At 62.9% G+C, this 16395-nt stretch carries 10 protein-coding genes and 2 tRNA genes; 5 read left to right on the forward strand and 7 right to left on the reverse strand.

Features of this window, described 5'->3' with window-relative positions:
* Nucleotides 1-852: 852 nt before the first annotated feature.
* A complete protein-coding gene (locus ACMCNM_RS08535) occupies nucleotides 853-1272 on the forward strand; it encodes a tetratricopeptide repeat protein (RefSeq protein ID WP_186702981.1) in 420 nt (139 codons plus the stop codon).
* 194 nt (nucleotides 1273-1466) lie between these two features.
* Complete coding sequence (rmuC, locus tag ACMCNM_RS08540) at nucleotides 1467-2840, forward strand: DNA recombination protein RmuC (RefSeq protein WP_412765908.1); 1374 nt, start codon at nucleotides 1467-1469, stop codon at nucleotides 2838-2840.
* On the opposite strand, the gene ACMCNM_RS08545 is transcribed toward rmuC, so the two are convergent.
* From ACMCNM_RS08545 to bglX, 3 genes are all read right to left on the reverse strand, one after another.
* Nucleotides 2812-6288, reverse strand: a complete 3477-nt coding sequence (locus ACMCNM_RS08545; protein ID WP_027595885.1) for a hybrid sensor histidine kinase/response regulator — start codon at nucleotides 6286-6288, stop codon at nucleotides 2812-2814. The genes rmuC and ACMCNM_RS08545 overlap by 29 nt on opposite strands.
* 232 nt (nucleotides 6289-6520) lie before the next feature.
* The gene (locus tag ACMCNM_RS08550) at nucleotides 6521-7699 is read right to left on the reverse strand and encodes an MFS transporter (protein ID WP_412764209.1); all 1179 of its coding nucleotides are present in this window, start codon (nucleotides 7697-7699) and stop codon (nucleotides 6521-6523) included.
* Between the two features lie 115 nt (nucleotides 7700-7814).
* Nucleotides 7815-10145 (reverse strand): beta-glucosidase BglX, encoded by a 2331-nt coding sequence (bglX, locus tag ACMCNM_RS08555; RefSeq protein ID WP_412764210.1) that lies wholly within the window; start codon nucleotides 10143-10145, stop codon nucleotides 7815-7817.
* A 253-nt stretch (nucleotides 10146-10398) separates the two neighbouring features.
* On the opposite strand from bglX, the gene ACMCNM_RS08560 reads away from it, so the two are divergent.
* Nucleotides 10399-12276 carry an MFS transporter gene (locus ACMCNM_RS08560; RefSeq protein WP_027595887.1) on the forward strand — a complete coding sequence of 626 codons (1878 nt, stop codon included), beginning with the start codon at nucleotides 10399-10401 and terminating at the stop codon, nucleotides 12274-12276.
* 10 nt (nucleotides 12277-12286) lie between these two features.
* Here ACMCNM_RS08560 and sugE read toward each other — a convergent pair whose 3' ends face one another.
* The 3 genes from sugE to rdgC all read right to left on the reverse strand — a co-directional run bounded on the left by sugE (nucleotide 12287) and on the right by rdgC (nucleotide 14875).
* Nucleotides 12287-12604, reverse strand: coding sequence for a quaternary ammonium compound efflux SMR transporter SugE (sugE, locus tag ACMCNM_RS08565; RefSeq protein WP_019470182.1), 318 nt, complete (start codon nucleotides 12602-12604; stop codon nucleotides 12287-12289).
* Nucleotides 12605-12823: 219 nt separating this feature from the next.
* Entirely contained in the window at nucleotides 12824-13789 is a 966-nt protein-coding gene (locus ACMCNM_RS08570; protein ID WP_027595888.1) for a bile acid:sodium symporter family protein, read from the reverse strand.
* A 165-nt stretch (nucleotides 13790-13954) separates the two neighbouring features.
* Nucleotides 13955-14875 carry a recombination-associated protein RdgC gene (gene rdgC, locus ACMCNM_RS08575; protein WP_085272776.1) on the reverse strand — a complete coding sequence of 307 codons (921 nt, stop codon included), beginning with the start codon at nucleotides 14873-14875 and terminating at the stop codon, nucleotides 13955-13957.
* A 217-nt stretch (nucleotides 14876-15092) separates the two neighbouring features.
* Here rdgC and ACMCNM_RS08580 point away from each other — a divergent pair.
* Nucleotides 15093-15168 (forward strand) — tRNA-Val (locus ACMCNM_RS08580).
* Between the two features lie 13 nt (nucleotides 15169-15181).
* Nucleotides 15182-15258 (forward strand) — tRNA-Asp (locus tag ACMCNM_RS08585).
* Nucleotides 15259-15487: 229 nt separating this feature from the next.
* Here the strand turns inward: ACMCNM_RS08585 and map are convergent.
* Entirely contained in the window at nucleotides 15488-16264 is a 777-nt protein-coding gene (gene map / locus ACMCNM_RS08590; protein ID WP_412764211.1) for a type I methionyl aminopeptidase, read from the reverse strand.
* Between the last annotated feature and the right edge of the window lie 131 nt (nucleotides 16265-16395).

Raw genomic sequence — 16395 nt, forward strand, 5'->3', positions numbered from 1 at the left:
AAAGCAGCCAGAGAGAGCGCAATCAAATGTGGGCGCTTGGGCTGACTGGTAGGTACTTAAGAGGGCAGGCAGCACGCCGGGGCCAAGGTTCTAGGCCGTCGGGGTGGAATCCTGATCAATCTGCAAGGTGATTCGTGCTTGGGCAGCGTATGGCTGGCGAGGGAATCATCGAGTGTGGCCGGTCCTGGTTTCAGCAATGCGTGCTTTTGGGAGAGCAGCGTTGCAAGGACGCTTCTGGCCAGAATTGACTTTCAGCTTGGTACTAACGAGGCGCACCTTACCGCACATAAAGTGCTTTGGCAAGTGTTTGTGCACCTGCCCAGGCTAGCCGAGCAGTATGGCGCTTCTTTCGCGGGCTGGGAAGGGGGGCAAAGGGCTGTCATTACCGAGGATGTGCTGTTTTTGTGCACCCATATGAAGGCGTGAGGGGCAGTTGTTCACATTTGGCGCGCACGCTGTAACACACCCGCAACAGCCCTCTACAGCGTCGCCAATGCCTTGACTGGTGAGTTAAGTCAATGAAAAAAAACACTAATTTTAGCTGGTGAAAAAATCGTCAGTTTGACTGGAGGCCCCATTTTACGGGGGTTTAAGGGCTGCTGGAGGGGGTTGTCCACCGAGTTATCCACAGGAACTGTGGATTGTCCCAAGCGCTTGCTCTAGGACGGGTGTGCCAGCAACCCAGGGAACTGTCGGACAATCTTCGGGCGCCGCTAGACCGGTTGGTCATCCACTCGAAAACGTCAAGAAAAGATCATCGAAATTTTTTTTCAATCCTCCAGAAATCGACAGGCCATGCCAGAAAAAATGGAGTAGAGTGGCGCGCCTTTCGAGTCACCTTGCCTGTTGCTCATGAAGTTTCGCGGTAAACACCTCGCCAACCCTGCTGACGCCTCCTCAGTGCATCCACCCAAACGCTTCTCCCTGAAAGTGGCCCTGTGGCTGCTCGACAGCCCGCGCCTGGGTGACAAGCCTCAGGTCAAGCATTTGGCAGGCCGCTTGCTGAAACAGCCTGCGCGCCAAGGCGTGGTGGTGGCCCAGAGCCGGCTGGGGCAGATGCTGTGCCGTGATTGCGGCAATGCCCGCGACCGGCGTATCGGCCACGAGCTGCTGCGCCAGGCTGCCCGCGCCGGTGATCGCCGCGCACAGCTGGAATATGCCCGGTTGTGCCAGGCCAACGAGCCGGACCAAGCCCGCTACTGGCTGGAGCTGGCCGCTGCGCAGGGCTCGCAGGAAGCGCGGCGGCTGCTGGGGCAGTGGTTTTCCGGTTGATGGTGACGCGTGAAAAGGCGCAAGGCCAGTTCCCAGGCTGATAAGCTGCGCAGCATTCATCATGTTCGATCGGGGTAACCATGACAGTGGATCTGGCCAGCATTCTGCTGGGCTTGGTGGCAGGTGCGTTGCCCTGCCTGGTGTGGGTCATGCAGGTGCAGCGTCGCCAGGGCGCCCGGCAGGGTGAACAAGCCCTGCTCGAAGAGCGCCTTAACGCTGCCCAGTTGTCCCTGGCCGGGTTGCAGGCGCAACTGGACGCCAGCCGCGACGAAGTCAGCGACCTCAGCGAAGCCAACACCGTCAAGCAAGCCCAGCTGGCAGCCCAGGGCCGTGAGCTGGAGTTGCTGCAGATCGACCGCGACAATGCCCGCGATGCCGCCCACGCCTGGAGCCTCGAACGCGCCAACCGTGAAGCCGAACTGCGCCGCCTGGAAGCCCAAGGCGCACGCCTGGAGGCGGAGCTGCGCGAGCAGCAGGAAAACCACCAACAACGCCTGGAAGACCTGCAAGAGGCCCGCGACACCCTGCGCGCCCAGTTCTCCGACCTGGCCACGAAAATCTTCGACGAGCGCGAGCAACGCTTTGCCCAGACCAGCCAGCAGCACCTGGGCCAACTGCTCGACCCGCTCAAGGACCGCATCCAGGCCTTTGAGAAGCGCGTCGAGGAAAGTTACCAGCAGGAGTCACGCGAGCGTTTCTCCCTGGGCAAGGAACTGGAGCGCTTGCAGCAGCTTAACCAGCGCCTGTCCGACGAAGCCACCAACCTCACCCAGGCCCTCAAGGGCCAGAAAACCCAAGGCAACTGGGGCGAGATAATCCTGGAGCGGGTACTGGAGCACGCGGGCCTGGAAAAGGGTCGCGAATACCAGACCCAGGTCAGCCTGAAGAGCGCCGATGGCGAGCGTTTTCAGCCCGATGTACTGATCATGTTGCCCGGCGACAAGCAGGTCGTGGTCGACGCCAAGGTCAGCCTCACGGCTTACCAGCAGTTTGTCGGCAGCAATGACGAGGCCGCGCTCAAGCAGCATGTGCAGTCGTTGCGCAGCCACGTCAAAGGCCTGTCAAGCAAGGACTACAACCGCCTCGAAGGCCTGCACAGCCTGGATTTCGTCCTGCTGTTCGTGCCCATCGAGGCCGCTTTTTCGGCGGCCTTGCAGGCCGAGCCCAACCTGTTCCAGGAAGCCTTCGACCGGCACATCGTGATTGTCAGCCCGACCACGCTGCTGGCCACACTGAGGGTGATCGACAGCTTGTGGAAGCAGGAACGCCAAGGCCAGAACGCCCGCGAGATCGCCGAGCGCGCCGGCTGGCTGTATGACAAGTTCGTGCTGTTCATCCAAGACCTGGACGAGCTGGGCAACCGCTTGCAGCAGGTGGACAAGGCCTACGCCGCAGCGCGCAACAAACTGTGCGAAGGGCGTGGCAACCTGGTCAGCCGCAGTGAGCAGCTCAAGCTCTTGGGTGCCCGTGCCAGCAAGAGCCTGCCGGCAGACTTGCTGGAGCGGGCGCTGTCCGATGAAGCCCTGCCGGACGAAGCGGTTACTGAACCAGGCTCAGATGCCGATTGAGCAGGGCGCGCAAGGCTGCCGGCTTGACCGGCTTGGCCAGGTAGTCCAGGCCTGAGGCATGCACCAGGGCGATGGTCTCTTTGCTGCCGTCGGCGCTGATCACCACCCCAGGCACCGGCTCGCCCAGCCGGGCGCGTAGCCAGCCCATCAGCTCGGTGCCGGTTTCGCCGTCGTCCAGGTGGTAGTCCACCAGCGCCAAGTGTGGGCGCATACCGTTGGCCAGCAAGGCCTCGCATTCGGCGCGGTTGCGGGCGGTCCAGACCTGGCAGCCCCAACGGCTGAGCAGGCTGTTCATGCCAATCAGGATGCTGTCTTCATTGTCGATGCACAGCACCTGCAGCCCGGCCAGCGGTTGGCCCGTCTGCTCCGCCGGCGCGCTGGGCGCGGGCGCCGCCTGGCGGGCGATCGGGACGCTGACGCGGAACACCGTGCCTTTGCCGGGCCATGAGCGCACTTCCAGGCTATGACCCAGTACCCGGCACAGGCCGTCGGCGATGGCCAGGCCCAGGCCCAGGCCTTTTTCGGCACGGGTCTGGTGGCTGTCCAGGCGTTTGAACTCTTGGAAAATCTCTTGCAGCTTGTTGTCGGCGATCCCCGGGCCGCGGTCCCACACTTCCAGCCACAGGCGTTCGCCCTGGCGGCGGGCACCCAGCAGAATCGGGCTTTTGCCATAGCGCAGGGCGTTGGTCAGGAAGTTCTGCAGCACGCGGCGCAGCAACTTCATGTCGCTGTCGACCCGCAGGCGGCTGCCGCGCAGGCGGAACTCCAGCCCTTTCTCGGCGGCCAGTACCTTGAACTCGGCGCCCAGGGTGTCGAACAGCTCGTTGAGGGCGAACGGCTTGGCGTCCGGGGTGATCTTGTTGTTCTCCAGGCGCGAGATGTCCAGCAGGTCGCTGATCAGCTCTTCGGCCGAGCGCAGCGAGCTGTCCATGTGCTGCACCAGTTGCTGGGCCTCCTCGTTCATGCCCTCGGCCTGTTGCGACAGGGCGGCGGAGAACAGCCGCGCGGCGTTCAGTGGTTGCATCAGGTCGTGGCTGACTGCGGCCAGGAAGCGGGTCTTGGACTTGCTCACTGCCTCGGCCTGGCTCTTGGCTTCGGACAGTGCCTGGTTGAGCTGCGACAGCTCATGGGTACGCTCCGCCACCCGCTGCTCCAGGCTCTCGTTAGCATCGCGCAGCGCCTGTTCGGCTTCGCGGAACGGGGTGATGTCGGTGAAGCTCATGACGAAGCCGCCACCGGGCATCGGGTTGCCGATCAGCTCGATGACCCGGCCGTTGGGGAACAGCCGCTCGGAGGAATGCGCGCGGCCTTGGCGCATCCAGTGCAGGCGCCGCGCCACGTGAACCTGCGCCTCGCCCGGGCCGCACAGCCCGCGCTCGGCGTTGTAGCGGATGATGTCGGCAATCGGCCGGCCAACGCTGATCAGCCCGTCGGGGTAGTTGAACAGCTCCAGGTAGCGGCGGTTCCAGGCCACCAGGTGCAGGTTCTGGTCGACCACGCTGATGCCCTGGTTGATGTTCTCGATAGCCCCTTGCAGCAGCGCACGGTTGAACTGCAGCACTTCGCTGGCTTCGTCGGCGATGCGCACCACGTCTTCAAGCTGCATGTCGCGGCCTTCGATGGCGGCCTTGACCACGGCTCGGGTCGACGACGTGCCGAGCACCCCGGCGAGCAAGCGTTCGGTGTGCTCGATCCAGTCACCGTCGGCGTTCTGGTTGGGGTTGAAGCCTTTGCCCTGGCGGTAGGCGAAGCGGATGAAGCTCTGCCGCGCACGTTCTTCGCCGACGAAGCGCGAGGCCAGGGTCAGCAGGTCATCGATCTGCACCGCCAGCAGCGGTTTGCTGCTAGGGCGGGCGCTGGTCTGCTGGCCGATGAAGCGGCCAGCCTGCCAGTGCTCTGACACCCGCGTGCGCGACAGCACCGACACCCAGGCAAACAAGGTGAAGTTACCCGCCAGCGACAGCACCACGCCTTGGGTCAATGGGCTGATTGGCAGGTTCAGCGGGTTGCCATGCAGCCACGCCAGGCCCGGGAACAGTTCGAGCGACCAACCCACGCTATGGGCGGCAATCGGCAGCACCAGGGTGTAGAACCACAGGAAGATGCCGGCGGCGAGGCCGGCGAACACGCCGCGCCGGTTGGCTTGCTTCCAGTACAGCGCGCCGAGCATGGCCGGGGTGAGCTGAGTCACGGCGGCGAAGGCGATCTGGCCGATGGTCGCCAGGCTCGCGGTCGAACCGAGCAGGCGATAGCTGACATAGGCCAGCAGCAGGATCACCACGATGGTCACCCGGCGTACCGAGAGCATCCAATGGCGGAACGCTTCGAACGGGCGCTCGGCATTGTTGCGGCGCAGCAGCCAGGGCAGCAGCATGTCGTTGGAGACCATGGTCGACAGCGCCACGGCTTCGACGATGACCATGCCAGTGGCCGCCGAGGCGCCACCGATGAAGGCCAGCAGGGCCAGGCTCGGGTGGGCTTCGGCCAGCGGCAGGCTGATGACGAACGAGTCGGACATCACCGTGCCCGGCAGCAGCATCTGCCCGGCCAGGGCGATTGGCACCACGAACAGCGCAGCCAGCACCAGGTACATCGGGAACACCCAGCGGGCCAGGCGCATGTCCTGCGGTTCGATGTTCTCCACCACGGTGACATGGAACTGCCGTGGCAGGCAGATGATCGCCATCATGGCCACCGCGGTTTGCACCACCATCGACGGCCAGTTGATGGTCTCCTGCCAGTAGCTTTCCAGCTGGATCGACTGGCGCGCCTGGCTGAACAGGTCGTCAAAGCCGTCGTACAGGTTGAACACCACGAAGATGCCCACGGCCAGGAACGCCAACAGCTTGATCAATGACTCGAAAGCGATCGCCAGGACCATGCCGCGGTGGTGCTCGGTCACGTCCAGGCTGCGCGTGCCGAAGACAATGGCGAACAGTGCCAGCACCAGCGATACCACCAGCGCAGTGTCCTGCACGCGGGTGCCTGTGGCGTCGGCGTTGGCGCCGATCAGCAGGTTGACGCCCAGCACGATGCCTTTGAGCTGCAAGGCGATGTAGGGCAGCACGCCGACCAGGCAGATCAGCGCCACCACCACGGCCAGGGTCTGCGATTTGCCGTAGCGTGCGGCAATGAAGTCGGCGATCGAGGTGATGTTCTGCTGCTTGCTGATCAGCACCATCTTCTGCAGCACCCAGGGTGCGAAGATCAGCAGCAGCACTGGGCCCAGGTAGATCGGCAGGAATGCCCAGAGCTGTTCGGCAGCCTGGCCGACGGCACCGAAGAAGGTCCAGCTGGTGCAGTAGACGGCCAGCGACAGGCTGTACACCCAGGCACGCAGCTTCGGCGGCAACGGTGTGCTGCGTCGGTCGCCGTAAAAGGCGATGGCGAACATGATGGCCATATAGGCCAGGGCGACCACGGCGATCAGCCCACTGGACAACGACATGAAAACTCCGGAGCAAAAAAGGTAACGCGGTCCCGATCAATCAGTCTGGCACGCAGGCGCAGGTTCGTCAGCGCCGACGATGGTCGCAGTGGCGAGACGTCGCAGGGATCGGGCTACGCCTGTACCGGCCTCTTCGCGGGTAAACCCGATCCCACAGGTACTGTGCAGCGCTCAAGCCGGTGGTGTTCCTGTGGGAGCGGGTTTACCCGCGAAGAAGCCGGTACAGGCAACATCAATACCTGCGGGTACCCCGCCAGTAAAACACCCCCGCCAGTATCACCGACAACACCAGCAGGTAGAAGATTACCCCCGGCCACCAGTGCCCGAGGGCAAACCCGACCATCACCGGCCCCAGCGCCGCGCCCAGGTTGGACAGGTTCTGTGCGCCGTAATACACCCCGCGCAGGTGCTCTGGGGCGATCAGGTCGATGAACATGTACTCGGCGGGTATCACGATGATTTCCCCCAGGGTGAACACCAGCATCGCCAGGCACCACATCGGCACCGTGCTTGCCCATGAAAACCCCAGCAGCCCGGCGATGAACAGGCCCATCCCGGCCAGCAGCCAAGGCATCAGGCGCTGGCGGCTGATGCGCCGGCCGATCAGGTATTGCAGGGCAATCACCGTGATGGCGTTGGTGGTCACCAGGTAGCCGACCAGGCGCGCCGCCTCGCTTGGGGTGGTGGTCACCACCAGGTACTGCGACAAATAGGCAGTGAACTGGCCGAACACCACCGCGCTGAGGACCCCGCCCAAGGTGAAACACACCAGCCGCCGGTCACGCGCCAAGCCCAGCGCCACTTGCGCGAACCCGGCACCCGATTGCGCCGGGGCATCGCCCTGCAGGCCGCGGTCCCCCAGGCGCTGGTAGGCCAGGCCCATCCCCAGGCCGATCAAGGCGGAGGCGATGAAGGGCAGGTGGTCGTCCAGCTCCAGCATCGCGACGCCCAGCAAGGGGCCTGCGGCATAGCCGACGTTGCTCAAGGTGTATTTGATGGCGAACACCTCGGCCCGTTCGTCCACTGGCAGCAGCGCACAAAAGCCGGCCTTGGCCGCGATGTCGACCACCGCCAGGGCGAGGTTGATCAGTACCAGGCACAGGTAGAACAGCGCGGCCGAGCGGCTGGCGATGGCGCCGATGAAGGCCAGGGCAAACACCAAGGTGCTGGCGATCACCAGGGTATGGTTGCGCACGGTGTCCACCAGGTGGCCGCCATACAGGCTGAGCAGCGAGGCGATGATCAACGCGCCGCCGATCAGCAGGCCGATCTGGCTGACCGGCAGTTGGAAGTTATCGGCCAGGTACACCACCAGGTAGGGCAGGGTCAGGGCGCGCGCCAGGGTCAGGGTGAAGGTGGTGGTGAGCAGCAGGCGTACGGCGGGTGGGTAGCGCTTGAGGGCGGCGAGCATTGCCACGTCCTTGTCACTGGGCAAGAGGCCAAGAATAGGTGGGCAGTGAGGGTTTGTCTCGCGCGTTTCCAGTCGGCAGGTCGTTCAGCGGCGCGAAGAGCCGCTGCAGTGAGGATCAGGGTGGGGTGCCATCGAGTTCGAAGGAGGCTTTCTGTAAATCTTGCGAGTCCAGCCCGATCATCACATCGAACGTACCTGGCTCTGTCACCCGCTGCAGGTGCTGGTTGTAGAAGGCGAGCATGGAGGTATCGATGTCGAAGACAATCTGGCGTGACTCCCCGGGCGCCAACAGCACCTTCTGGAAGCCCTTGAGCTCTTTGAGCGGACGGCTCACGGAGGCGACGCGATCGCGAAGGTACAGTTGCACGGTCGTTTCGCCCGTGCGTTGCCCTTCGTTCTTGAGTGTTACGCTTACCTGCATAGCGTGCCCAGGTCGCAGGCGATGAGTAGACAGGGTCAGCGGTGAAAGGCTGAAGTGGGTATAGCTGAGGCCGTATCCAAAAGGATAGAGCGGTGTGTTATCGGTATCGAAGTAATGTGATCGATAGGCAGAAGGCTGCTGCGGGTCGAAGGGGCGCCCGGTATTCAACTGTGCGTAGTACAGCGGGATCTGGCCGACGCTGCGCGGGAAGGTGACAGGCAGCTTCCCGGAAGGGTTGTAGTCACCGAACAGCACATCGGCAATGGCATTGCCGCCTTCCGTACCGCTGAACCACGTCTCCAGCACGGCGTCTGCCCATTGGCTCTCCTCGACGATGGTCAGCGGTCGGCCATTCATCAATACCAGCACCAAAGGTTTGCCCGTGCGTTTCAGCGCTTGCAGCAATTCACGTTGTTGAGTGGGCAGGTTCAGGTCAGTTTTGCTGGCGCCTTCATGGGACATGCCCCGCGCTTCGCCCAACGCCACCACGATGACGTCGGCCTGTTGGGCGATGGCTACCGCTTCGGCAAGCAAGGCCAGGGGCGGACGCGGGTCGAAGTTCACCGTTTTGTCGGCGAGCAGTAGAAAGTCATCGCGCTTATCGCTGATGTTGGCTCCCAACGCGTACAACAGCTTGGCATCGTCACCGACTGCCGTCTTCAGCCCTTGGTAAAGGCTGATGGCCTGGCCAGGTTGGCCGCTGGCGTGCCAACTGCCAAGGATATCGACCGGGTTGTCGGCCAGGGGCCCTATCACCGCGACGGTACCTCGTTTGACGAGCGGCAACATCGCATTCTGATTTTTCAACAGGACCAGAGAGCGTCGGGCCACCTCCCTGGCTTGAGCGCGATGGAGCGGCTTTGGGTCGTGTGAAGGCTGCGCGCCGTGCTGGGCGTGGCCCAACCTGCGATAGGGGTCGTGGAATAGCCCCAGGTCATATTTGGTGGCCAGGACTTGGTGTACGGCCTCGTCGAGCAGGCTGACAGGGACTGCGCCCTGTTCGATAAGCTGAGCCAGCGCTTGCTCGAAATAACGATCATTCATGCTCATCTGAGTGCCCGCGACCAAAGCGGCCTGGGCGGCATCTTCGCCACCGGCGGCAGTCCCGTGCGCGACCAGTTCTTGTACGGCGCTGTGATCACTGATCACCAGCCCCCGATAGCGCCACTGCTGGCGCAGGATGTCTCGCAGCAGCCATCGATTGGCCGTGGCGGGCACACCATTGAGTGTGGTCAACGCCGTCATTACTGCGCCCGCACCCGCCTCCAGGGCTGCCTGATAAGGGGGCAGGTAATCCTGAAACAGCTGATGTGTGCTGACGTTGGTTGTGTTGTAGTCGCGCCCACCTTCGACTGCGCCGTAGGCAGCGAAATGCTTAACGCAGGCCATGATGCTGTCAGCCGCGCCAAGCGTCGGGCCTTGCAACTGCTGTGTCACCCTCTCGGCGATACGCGAGACCAGGTACGGATCTTCACCGAAACCTTCAGACATCCTGCCCCAGCGAGGGTCGCGGCTTAAATCGATCATGGGTGCAAATGTCATGTCCAGGCCATCGGCGCTGGCTTCAATGGCCGCGATCCGCGCGGCGCTGCCGATCGCTTGCAAGTCCCAGCTCGACGCTTGGCCCAGGCCGATCGGAAATACCGTGCGGTGGCCGTGTACCACATCGCCTGCGAAGAACACCGGTATGCCCAGGCGGCCACGCTGCACGGCGGCATCTTGATAAGCACGCAGCTGCTCGCGGGTAACCCCCGGCTCGGTAAACAGTGCGCCTACCGCGCCCTTGGCCACGGTATCGAGCGCATATTGGGAGGGTGGGGTGCCTGGGGAATGCTTCATGCGTAGCTGGCCGACCTTTTCGGGTAGGCTCATCTGCTCCAGCAGGGCCGCAAGGAACTGTTCCTTCCCCATGGAGGGCGAGCCGCCCGTAGCAGAGACATTGGCTGCATGAAGCAGCAAGGTCAGCCCCAAGGTAAGCAGCGACGTGCTGCGCCGGGCAGGTTGCTTGAATGCACCGCACTCCATCCTTGGCGTTCTCTTAGCTCACATGGCCTCAGGGTGGCAGGCGCGGGGTTGAGCGGCTACTGACAGAACTGTCAGTTGACAGTGGTAATGTGGCTTCCAATGCTTTGCACGCATCCCAGGTTCTGTACGATAACTGTCCGCAGTCGCCCACACTGCGCTGCAATGGAGCTCGTCTGGCCTTGACGCCAACGCCTTTCATTCGGGCTCTAGATAGAACAACAGCCGTCGGTGGCCCAATTCAGGAACAAGGACGATGAGTCACACCTCGCAATTCACCTTGCTCGGCAAGCGGCGCTTCCTGCCGTTCTTCATCACCCAGTCGCTGGGTGCGTTCAACGACAACCTGTTCAAGCAATCGCTGATCCTGGCGATCCTGTTCAAGCTCAGCCTGGGGGACGGTGACCGTTCGATCTGGGTCAACCTCTGCGCGTTGCTGTTCATCCTGCCGTTCTTCCTGTTTTCGGCGCTGGGCGGGCAGTTTGGCGAGAAGTTCGCCAAGGATGCGCTGATCCGTGCGATCAAGCTGGCCGAGATCGGCATCATGGCCATCGGTGCCTTGGGCTTTATCACCAATCACCTTGCGTTGATGCTGGTGGCGTTGTTCGGCATGGGTACCCATTCGGCGCTGTTCGGGCCGGTGAAGTATTCGATCCTGCCCCAAGCCCTGCGTGAAGAAGAGCTGGTGGGCGGTAACGGGCTGGTCGAAATGGGCACCTTTTTGGCGATCCTCGCCGGCACCATCGGCGCCGGGGTGATGATGTCGTCGGCCAGCTATGCCACGGTGGTGGCCGGGGGCGTGGTGGGCACTGCGGTGCTGGGTTATTTGGCCAGTCGCTGGATCCCGCGCGCCGCCGCGGTGTCGCCGCAGATGCGCCTGGACTGGAACATCTTCAAGCAGTCCTGGGCGATCCTGCGCATGGGCCTGGGGCAGACGCCTGCGGTGTCGCGCTCGATCGTCGGCAACTCGTGGTTCTGGTTCGTCGGCGCCATCTACCTGACCCAGATCCCGGCGTACGCCAAGGACTGGCTGCATGGCGACGGCACTGTAGTGACCCTGGTGCTGACCCTGTTCTCGGTGGGCATCGCCCTCGGCTCGCTGCTGTGCGAGCGGCTTAGCGGGCGCAAGGTGGAAATCGGCCTGGTGCCGTTCGGCTCGTTCGGCCTGACCCTGTTCGGCCTGCTCTGGTGGTGGCATTCCGGCGATGTGCCGGCGGCGGCGCTGCCGCACGACTGGCTGGCGCTGCTGGGCATGAGCCAGGCCTGGTGGATCCTGGTGTCGATTGTCGGGCTCGGGGTGTTCGGCGGCTTTTATATCGTGCCGCTGTATGCCTTGATCCAGGCGCGCACGGCCGAAGATCAGCGGGCCCGGGTGATCGCCGCCAACAACATCCTCAATGCGTTGTTCATGGTGGTTTCGGCAATCCTCACCATCGTCCTGCTGGGGTTGGCCGAACTGACCATCCCGCAGTTGTTCCTGGTGGTGTCGTTGCTCAACATTGCGGTCAACGCCTACATCTTCAGGATCGTGCCCGAGTTCACCATGCGCTTCCTGATCTGGCTGCTCAGCCACTCGATGTACCGCGTGGAGCACCGCGACCTGGAGCGCATCCCGGATGAAGGGGCGGCGCTGCTGGTGTGCAATCACGTTTCGTTCGTTGACGCGCTGCTGCTCGGCGGTGCGATTCGCCGGCCGATCCGCTTTGTCATGTACTACAAGATCTACAACCTGCCGGTGCTCAACTTCGTGTTCCGCACCGCAGGTGCCATCCCGATTGCCGGGCGCGGTGAGGACGAGGCCATTTACGAGCGTGCCTTCGCGCGTATCGCCGAGTACCTGGCGGCGGGTGAGTTGGTGTGTATCTTCCCGGAGGGTAAGTTGACCGGTGATGGCGAGATCGATGTGTTCAAAGGCGGGGTCAACCGCATTCTCAGCGAAACCCCGGTGCCGGTGATTCCCTTGGCGTTGCAGGGGCTGTGGGGCAGCTTCTTCAGCCGAGACCCGGGCAAGGGGTTTTTCAAGCGCTTGTGGTCGCGGGTGACCATCGTGGCTGGCACCGCCATCCCGGTGGAGGCGGCGCAGCCGGATGCGTTGCGTGAGCAGGTCAGCCGCTTGCGCGGCGACCTGCGTTAGCGCGCGGGCGTCAGCTGGCGCTGACTTTCAGGCCGATCAGGCCACAGACGATCAGCGCCACACTGACCAGCCGCACCAAGGCCATGGATTCGCCAAACAGGATGATCCCGGCGATTACCGTGCCCACAGCACCGACGCCCGTCCAGATGGCATAGGCGGTGCCCAGCGGCAGCTCCTTCATGGCCAGGCCCAGCAGGCCGAGACTGATGACCATGGCGCCGACGGTGAGTACGGTGGGGATTGGCTTGCTGAAACCGTCGGTGTATTTCAGGCCGACGGCCCAGCCGACCTCGAACAGGCCGGCGAAGAAAAGAATGATCCAGGACATGCTGTGTCTCCATCGTTGTAAAGGATGGGGCCGTCCCCGGAATGGTCACGCGGTGCGTCGTGAGGTCGTCCTCACAGTGGGCAATAGGGTGCACATTTTCTGAATACTGGGCAAGCCTGTGCCGGCCTCTTCAGGTCCCACAAGTACTCCACAGCTCTCAGGGAATGTGGGGTACCTGTGGGAGCGGGCTTGCCCGCGAAGAGGCCGGGCCAGGCAGCATCAATCCCTGGCTGGCTCGCCATTCTCAACGGCTGACGAAGGCGCTTCCAGGCGACGGAACCAGGTCGACAGCAACGCCCCGGAAATATTGTGCCAAACGCTGAACAACGCACTCGGCACCGCGGCCAATGGCGAGAAGTGCGCCGCCGCCAGTGCTGCCCCCAGCCCGGAGTTCTGCATGCCCACCTCCAGCGCCAGCGACTTGCGCTGGGCCAGCGGCAACTTGCACAGCTTGCCGGTCAGGTACCCCAGCAAATAGCCAAAGCTGTTGTGCAGCATCACCACCGCCATGATCAGCAGCCCCGACTCGGCGATCTTCGCCTGGCTGGCCGCCACCACCGCGCAGACGATCATGACGATGCTCACCACCGACACCAGCGGCAACACCTGCACGGCGGCCTGCACCCGAGCGCCCAACAGGCGCTGGGCCAGCACGCCGAGCACGATCGGCAGCATGACCAGCTGCAGGATCGACCAGAACATGTCCATGAACGAGACCGGCAGCCAGGCCGAGGCCAGGAACCAGATCAGCGCTGGGGTCAGCAGCGGGGCGAGCAGGGTGGTGACCGCGGCGATCGCCACCGCCAGCGCCAGGTCGCCCTTGGACAGCCAGACCATCACGTTCGAGGCGGTGCCGCTCGGGCAGCAGCCGACCAGAATCACCCCGACGGCGATCTCGGCGGGCAAGTGGAACAGCTGGCAGAGCAGCCAGGCCATGCCCGGCATGATCACGAAATGCGCCACCACCCCCAGCATCACGCGCCAGGGTTGGCGGGCGAGGGCAGCGAAGTCGTCGAGCTTGAGGGTCAGGCCCATGCCGAACATCACCAGCCCCAGCAGCGGCACGATGGCCACTTTCAAGGCGATGAACCACTGCGGTTGCAGGAAGGCCAGCACGGCGAACACCAACACCCAGAGGGCGAAGGTGTTGCCGACGAAGCGGCTGAGGGCGGCGAGGGCGCGCATGGGAAAGTCCTTGTACTTATATAAAGAGGTGAGTTTCCAGGGCCCTTACGCGGGCAAGCCCGCTGCCACTGGGTGAGCAAGCACCTGTGGCAGCGGGCTCGCCCGCGAAAGGGCCGGTACTGGTCAATGATTAACGATCAGGCCAGCACCGGCAAAGCATGAAGGTTAGACCCCTTGCGGAATCTCCTCCCCACCCAAGGCCTCGAACAGCACCGGGAGGAATTCGGTAAAGGTCATCATCATCAGCAGGAAGCTGGCATCGAACTGCTGTTGGGCCTCATCACCGCCATCCTGTTCGGCCTGCTCTTGCAGCAGCTCCTCGAACTTCAGGCGCTTGATGACCATCTTGTCGTCGAGCACGAACGACAGTTTGTCTTGCCAGGCCAGGGCCAGTTGGGTAACCACCTTGCCGGTGCTCAGGTGCAGCTGGATTTCTTCGCTGGTCAGGTCCTGGCGCTTGCAGCGCACGATGCCACCGTCTTCGGCGGTGTCGCGCAGCTCGCACTCGTCCAGTACATAGAAGCCTTCGGCCGCTTGCTGCGACTTGACCCAGTCGGTCATGGTGGCCGCTGGCGCGATCTTCACGGTAGCGGGGCGTACCGGCAGCGAGCCCATCACTTCACGCAGGGTCGACAGCAGGTCTTCGGCACGCTTGGCGCTGGCCGAGTTGACCAGGATCACGCCCAGGCGCGGGGCGATGGCGGCGAAGATCATCGAGCGACGAATGAAGGCGCGCGGCAGGAAGGCCTGGATGATCTCGTCCTTGATCTGGTCGCGTTCCTTTTTATAGACCTTGCGCATCTGCTCGGTCTCGATCTCTTCGACCTTCTCCTTGACGGCGTCATTCACCACGCTGCTTGGGAGGATACGTTCTTCCTTGCGCGCGGCGATCAGCAGGAACTCGCCGCTGACGTGCACCAGGGGAGCGTCTTCGCCCTTGCCGAATGGCGCGACGAAGCCATAGGTGGTCAGCTCCTGGCTGGCGCAGGGACGGGCCGGCTTGCTGGCCAGGGCGGTTTCCAGTGCTTCGGCTTCGAATGGAACATCCTGGGTCAGGCGGTAGGTCAGCAGGTTCTTGAACCACATGAGGGGCAATCTCTCCTTAATGCATAAGGCGGGCATTATTCTCCGAGCGGTGGTTCCCGTCCAACCCTGTCAGAGGGCCAGCACCCTTATATAAAGGAAGAAAAGCCCAGCGTTGCTAGGTCTTTGAAAGGCTTCGAAAAAATTTTTAAAAAAGTCGAAAAAAGTGCTTGCCAGGGTAGGGGCTCATCCGTAGAATGCGCGCCACACCGAGACGAAAGGGTGATTAGCTCAGCCGGGAGAGCATCTGCCTTACAAGCAGAGGGTCGGCGGTTCGATCCCGTCATCACCCACCACTCGATGTATAGCGCAGCGGTAGTTCAGTCGGTTAGAATACCGGCCTGTCACGCCGGGGGTCGCGGGTTCGAGTCCCGTCCGCTGCGCCATATTCAACTTCCAGGGCCCACTGAACACCCGGAAGTTACAGAAAAAGCGACCTTAGGGTCGCTTTTTTTGTTTGTGCTGAATTTTGCTGCGCCAAGCCTATCGTATTAAGTTAGCAGGGACCTGTGGGAGCGGGTTTACCCGCGAAGAAGGCGACGCGGTGTAGGGCACCGGCTTCGCCGGTGTTCGCGGGTGAACCCGCTCCCACAGGGTCTGTGCCGCGCTTCGGTATCAACGCTTGCGTTCTTCCTCCCGCAACGTCAGCACCTCAACCCCCGCCTCAGTCACCGCCACCGTATGTTCCCACTGCGCAGAAAGCGTATGGTCGCGGGTGATCACCGTCCACCCGTCCTTCAACGTCCGTGTCCCACGCCCGCCCTGGTTGATCATCGGCTCGATGGTAAACACCATGCCAGGCTTGAGCGCCATGCCCATGCCGCGCTGCCCGTAATGCAGCACCTCCGGCTTTTCATGCATCTGCTGGCCAATGCCATGGCCACAATATTCGCGCACCACGCTGTAGCCCGCAGCTTCGGCATGGGCCTGGATAGCATGGCCAATGTCACCCAGCGTCGCCCCCGGGCGCACCTGCTCGATGCCTTTCCATAGCGCGTCATAGGTGGTGTCGACCAACCGCCGGGCCTCATCGCTGATCACCCCAAGGCAATACATCTTCGACGAATCGGCGATATAGCCGCCTTGTTCGAGGGTGATGTCGACATTGATGATCGACCCTTCCTTCAGCACTTCATCAGCCTTCGGCATGCCGTGGCAGACCACATGGTCCACTGACGTATTGAGCGCGTAGGGGAACCCATACTGGCCCTTGCTCGCCGGGCGTGCCTTCAGGCTGTCGACGATGAACGCCTCGGCAAGGTCGTTGATCTGCATCGTGGTTACGCCAGGGCGTATGAAACGGTCGAGCTCTGCAAATACCTGGGCCAGTAGCTGGCCGGCGTTGCGCATCAGGTCGAGTTGGGCGGGGTTTTTGAGGATCACCTGGGACATGGGGGGAGGGCAGTAACTCTGGCTGAAATGTGCCCCAGCATAGCGCTGCGAGCCTGCGAGATGCCACCGCATGGTGCGCCAAACCGGCCCAGCAAGCGCAGACCGATTTGGGCGCGGGCTTGCCCGTGGAT

The organism is Pseudomonas sp. NGC7 (genome assembly GCF_047159675.1).
GTDB lineage: Bacteria > Pseudomonadota > Gammaproteobacteria > Pseudomonadales > Pseudomonadaceae > Aquipseudomonas > Aquipseudomonas kermanshahensis.

Excerpts from the sequence above, each read along its gene's own strand:
- ACMCNM_RS08570 (WP_027595888.1), bottom strand. The coding sequence starts at position 13,789 with ATGCGCGCCCTCGCCGCCCTCAGCCGCTTCGTCGGCAACACCTTCGCC.
- ACMCNM_RS08550 (WP_412764209.1), bottom strand. The coding sequence starts at position 7,699 with ATGCTCGCCGCCCTCAAGCGCTACCCACCCGCCGTACGCCTGCTGCTC.
- bglX (WP_412764210.1), bottom strand. The coding sequence starts at position 10,145 with ATGGAGTGCGGTGCATTCAAGCAACCTGCCCGGCGCAGCACGTCGCTG.
- rdgC (WP_085272776.1), bottom strand. The coding sequence starts at position 14,875 with ATGTGGTTCAAGAACCTGCTGACCTACCGCCTGACCCAGGATGTTCCA.
- map (WP_412764211.1), bottom strand. The coding sequence starts at position 16,264 with ATGTCCCAGGTGATCCTCAAAAACCCCGCCCAACTCGACCTGATGCGC.
- ACMCNM_RS08535 (WP_186702981.1), top strand. The coding sequence starts at position 853 with ATGAAGTTTCGCGGTAAACACCTCGCCAACCCTGCTGACGCCTCCTCA.
- ACMCNM_RS08560 (WP_027595887.1), top strand. The coding sequence starts at position 10,399 with ATGAGTCACACCTCGCAATTCACCTTGCTCGGCAAGCGGCGCTTCCTG.
- ACMCNM_RS08545 (WP_027595885.1), bottom strand. The coding sequence starts at position 6,288 with ATGTCGTTGTCCAGTGGGCTGATCGCCGTGGTCGCCCTGGCCTATATG.
- sugE (WP_019470182.1), bottom strand. The coding sequence starts at position 12,604 with ATGTCCTGGATCATTCTTTTCTTCGCCGGCCTGTTCGAGGTCGGCTGG.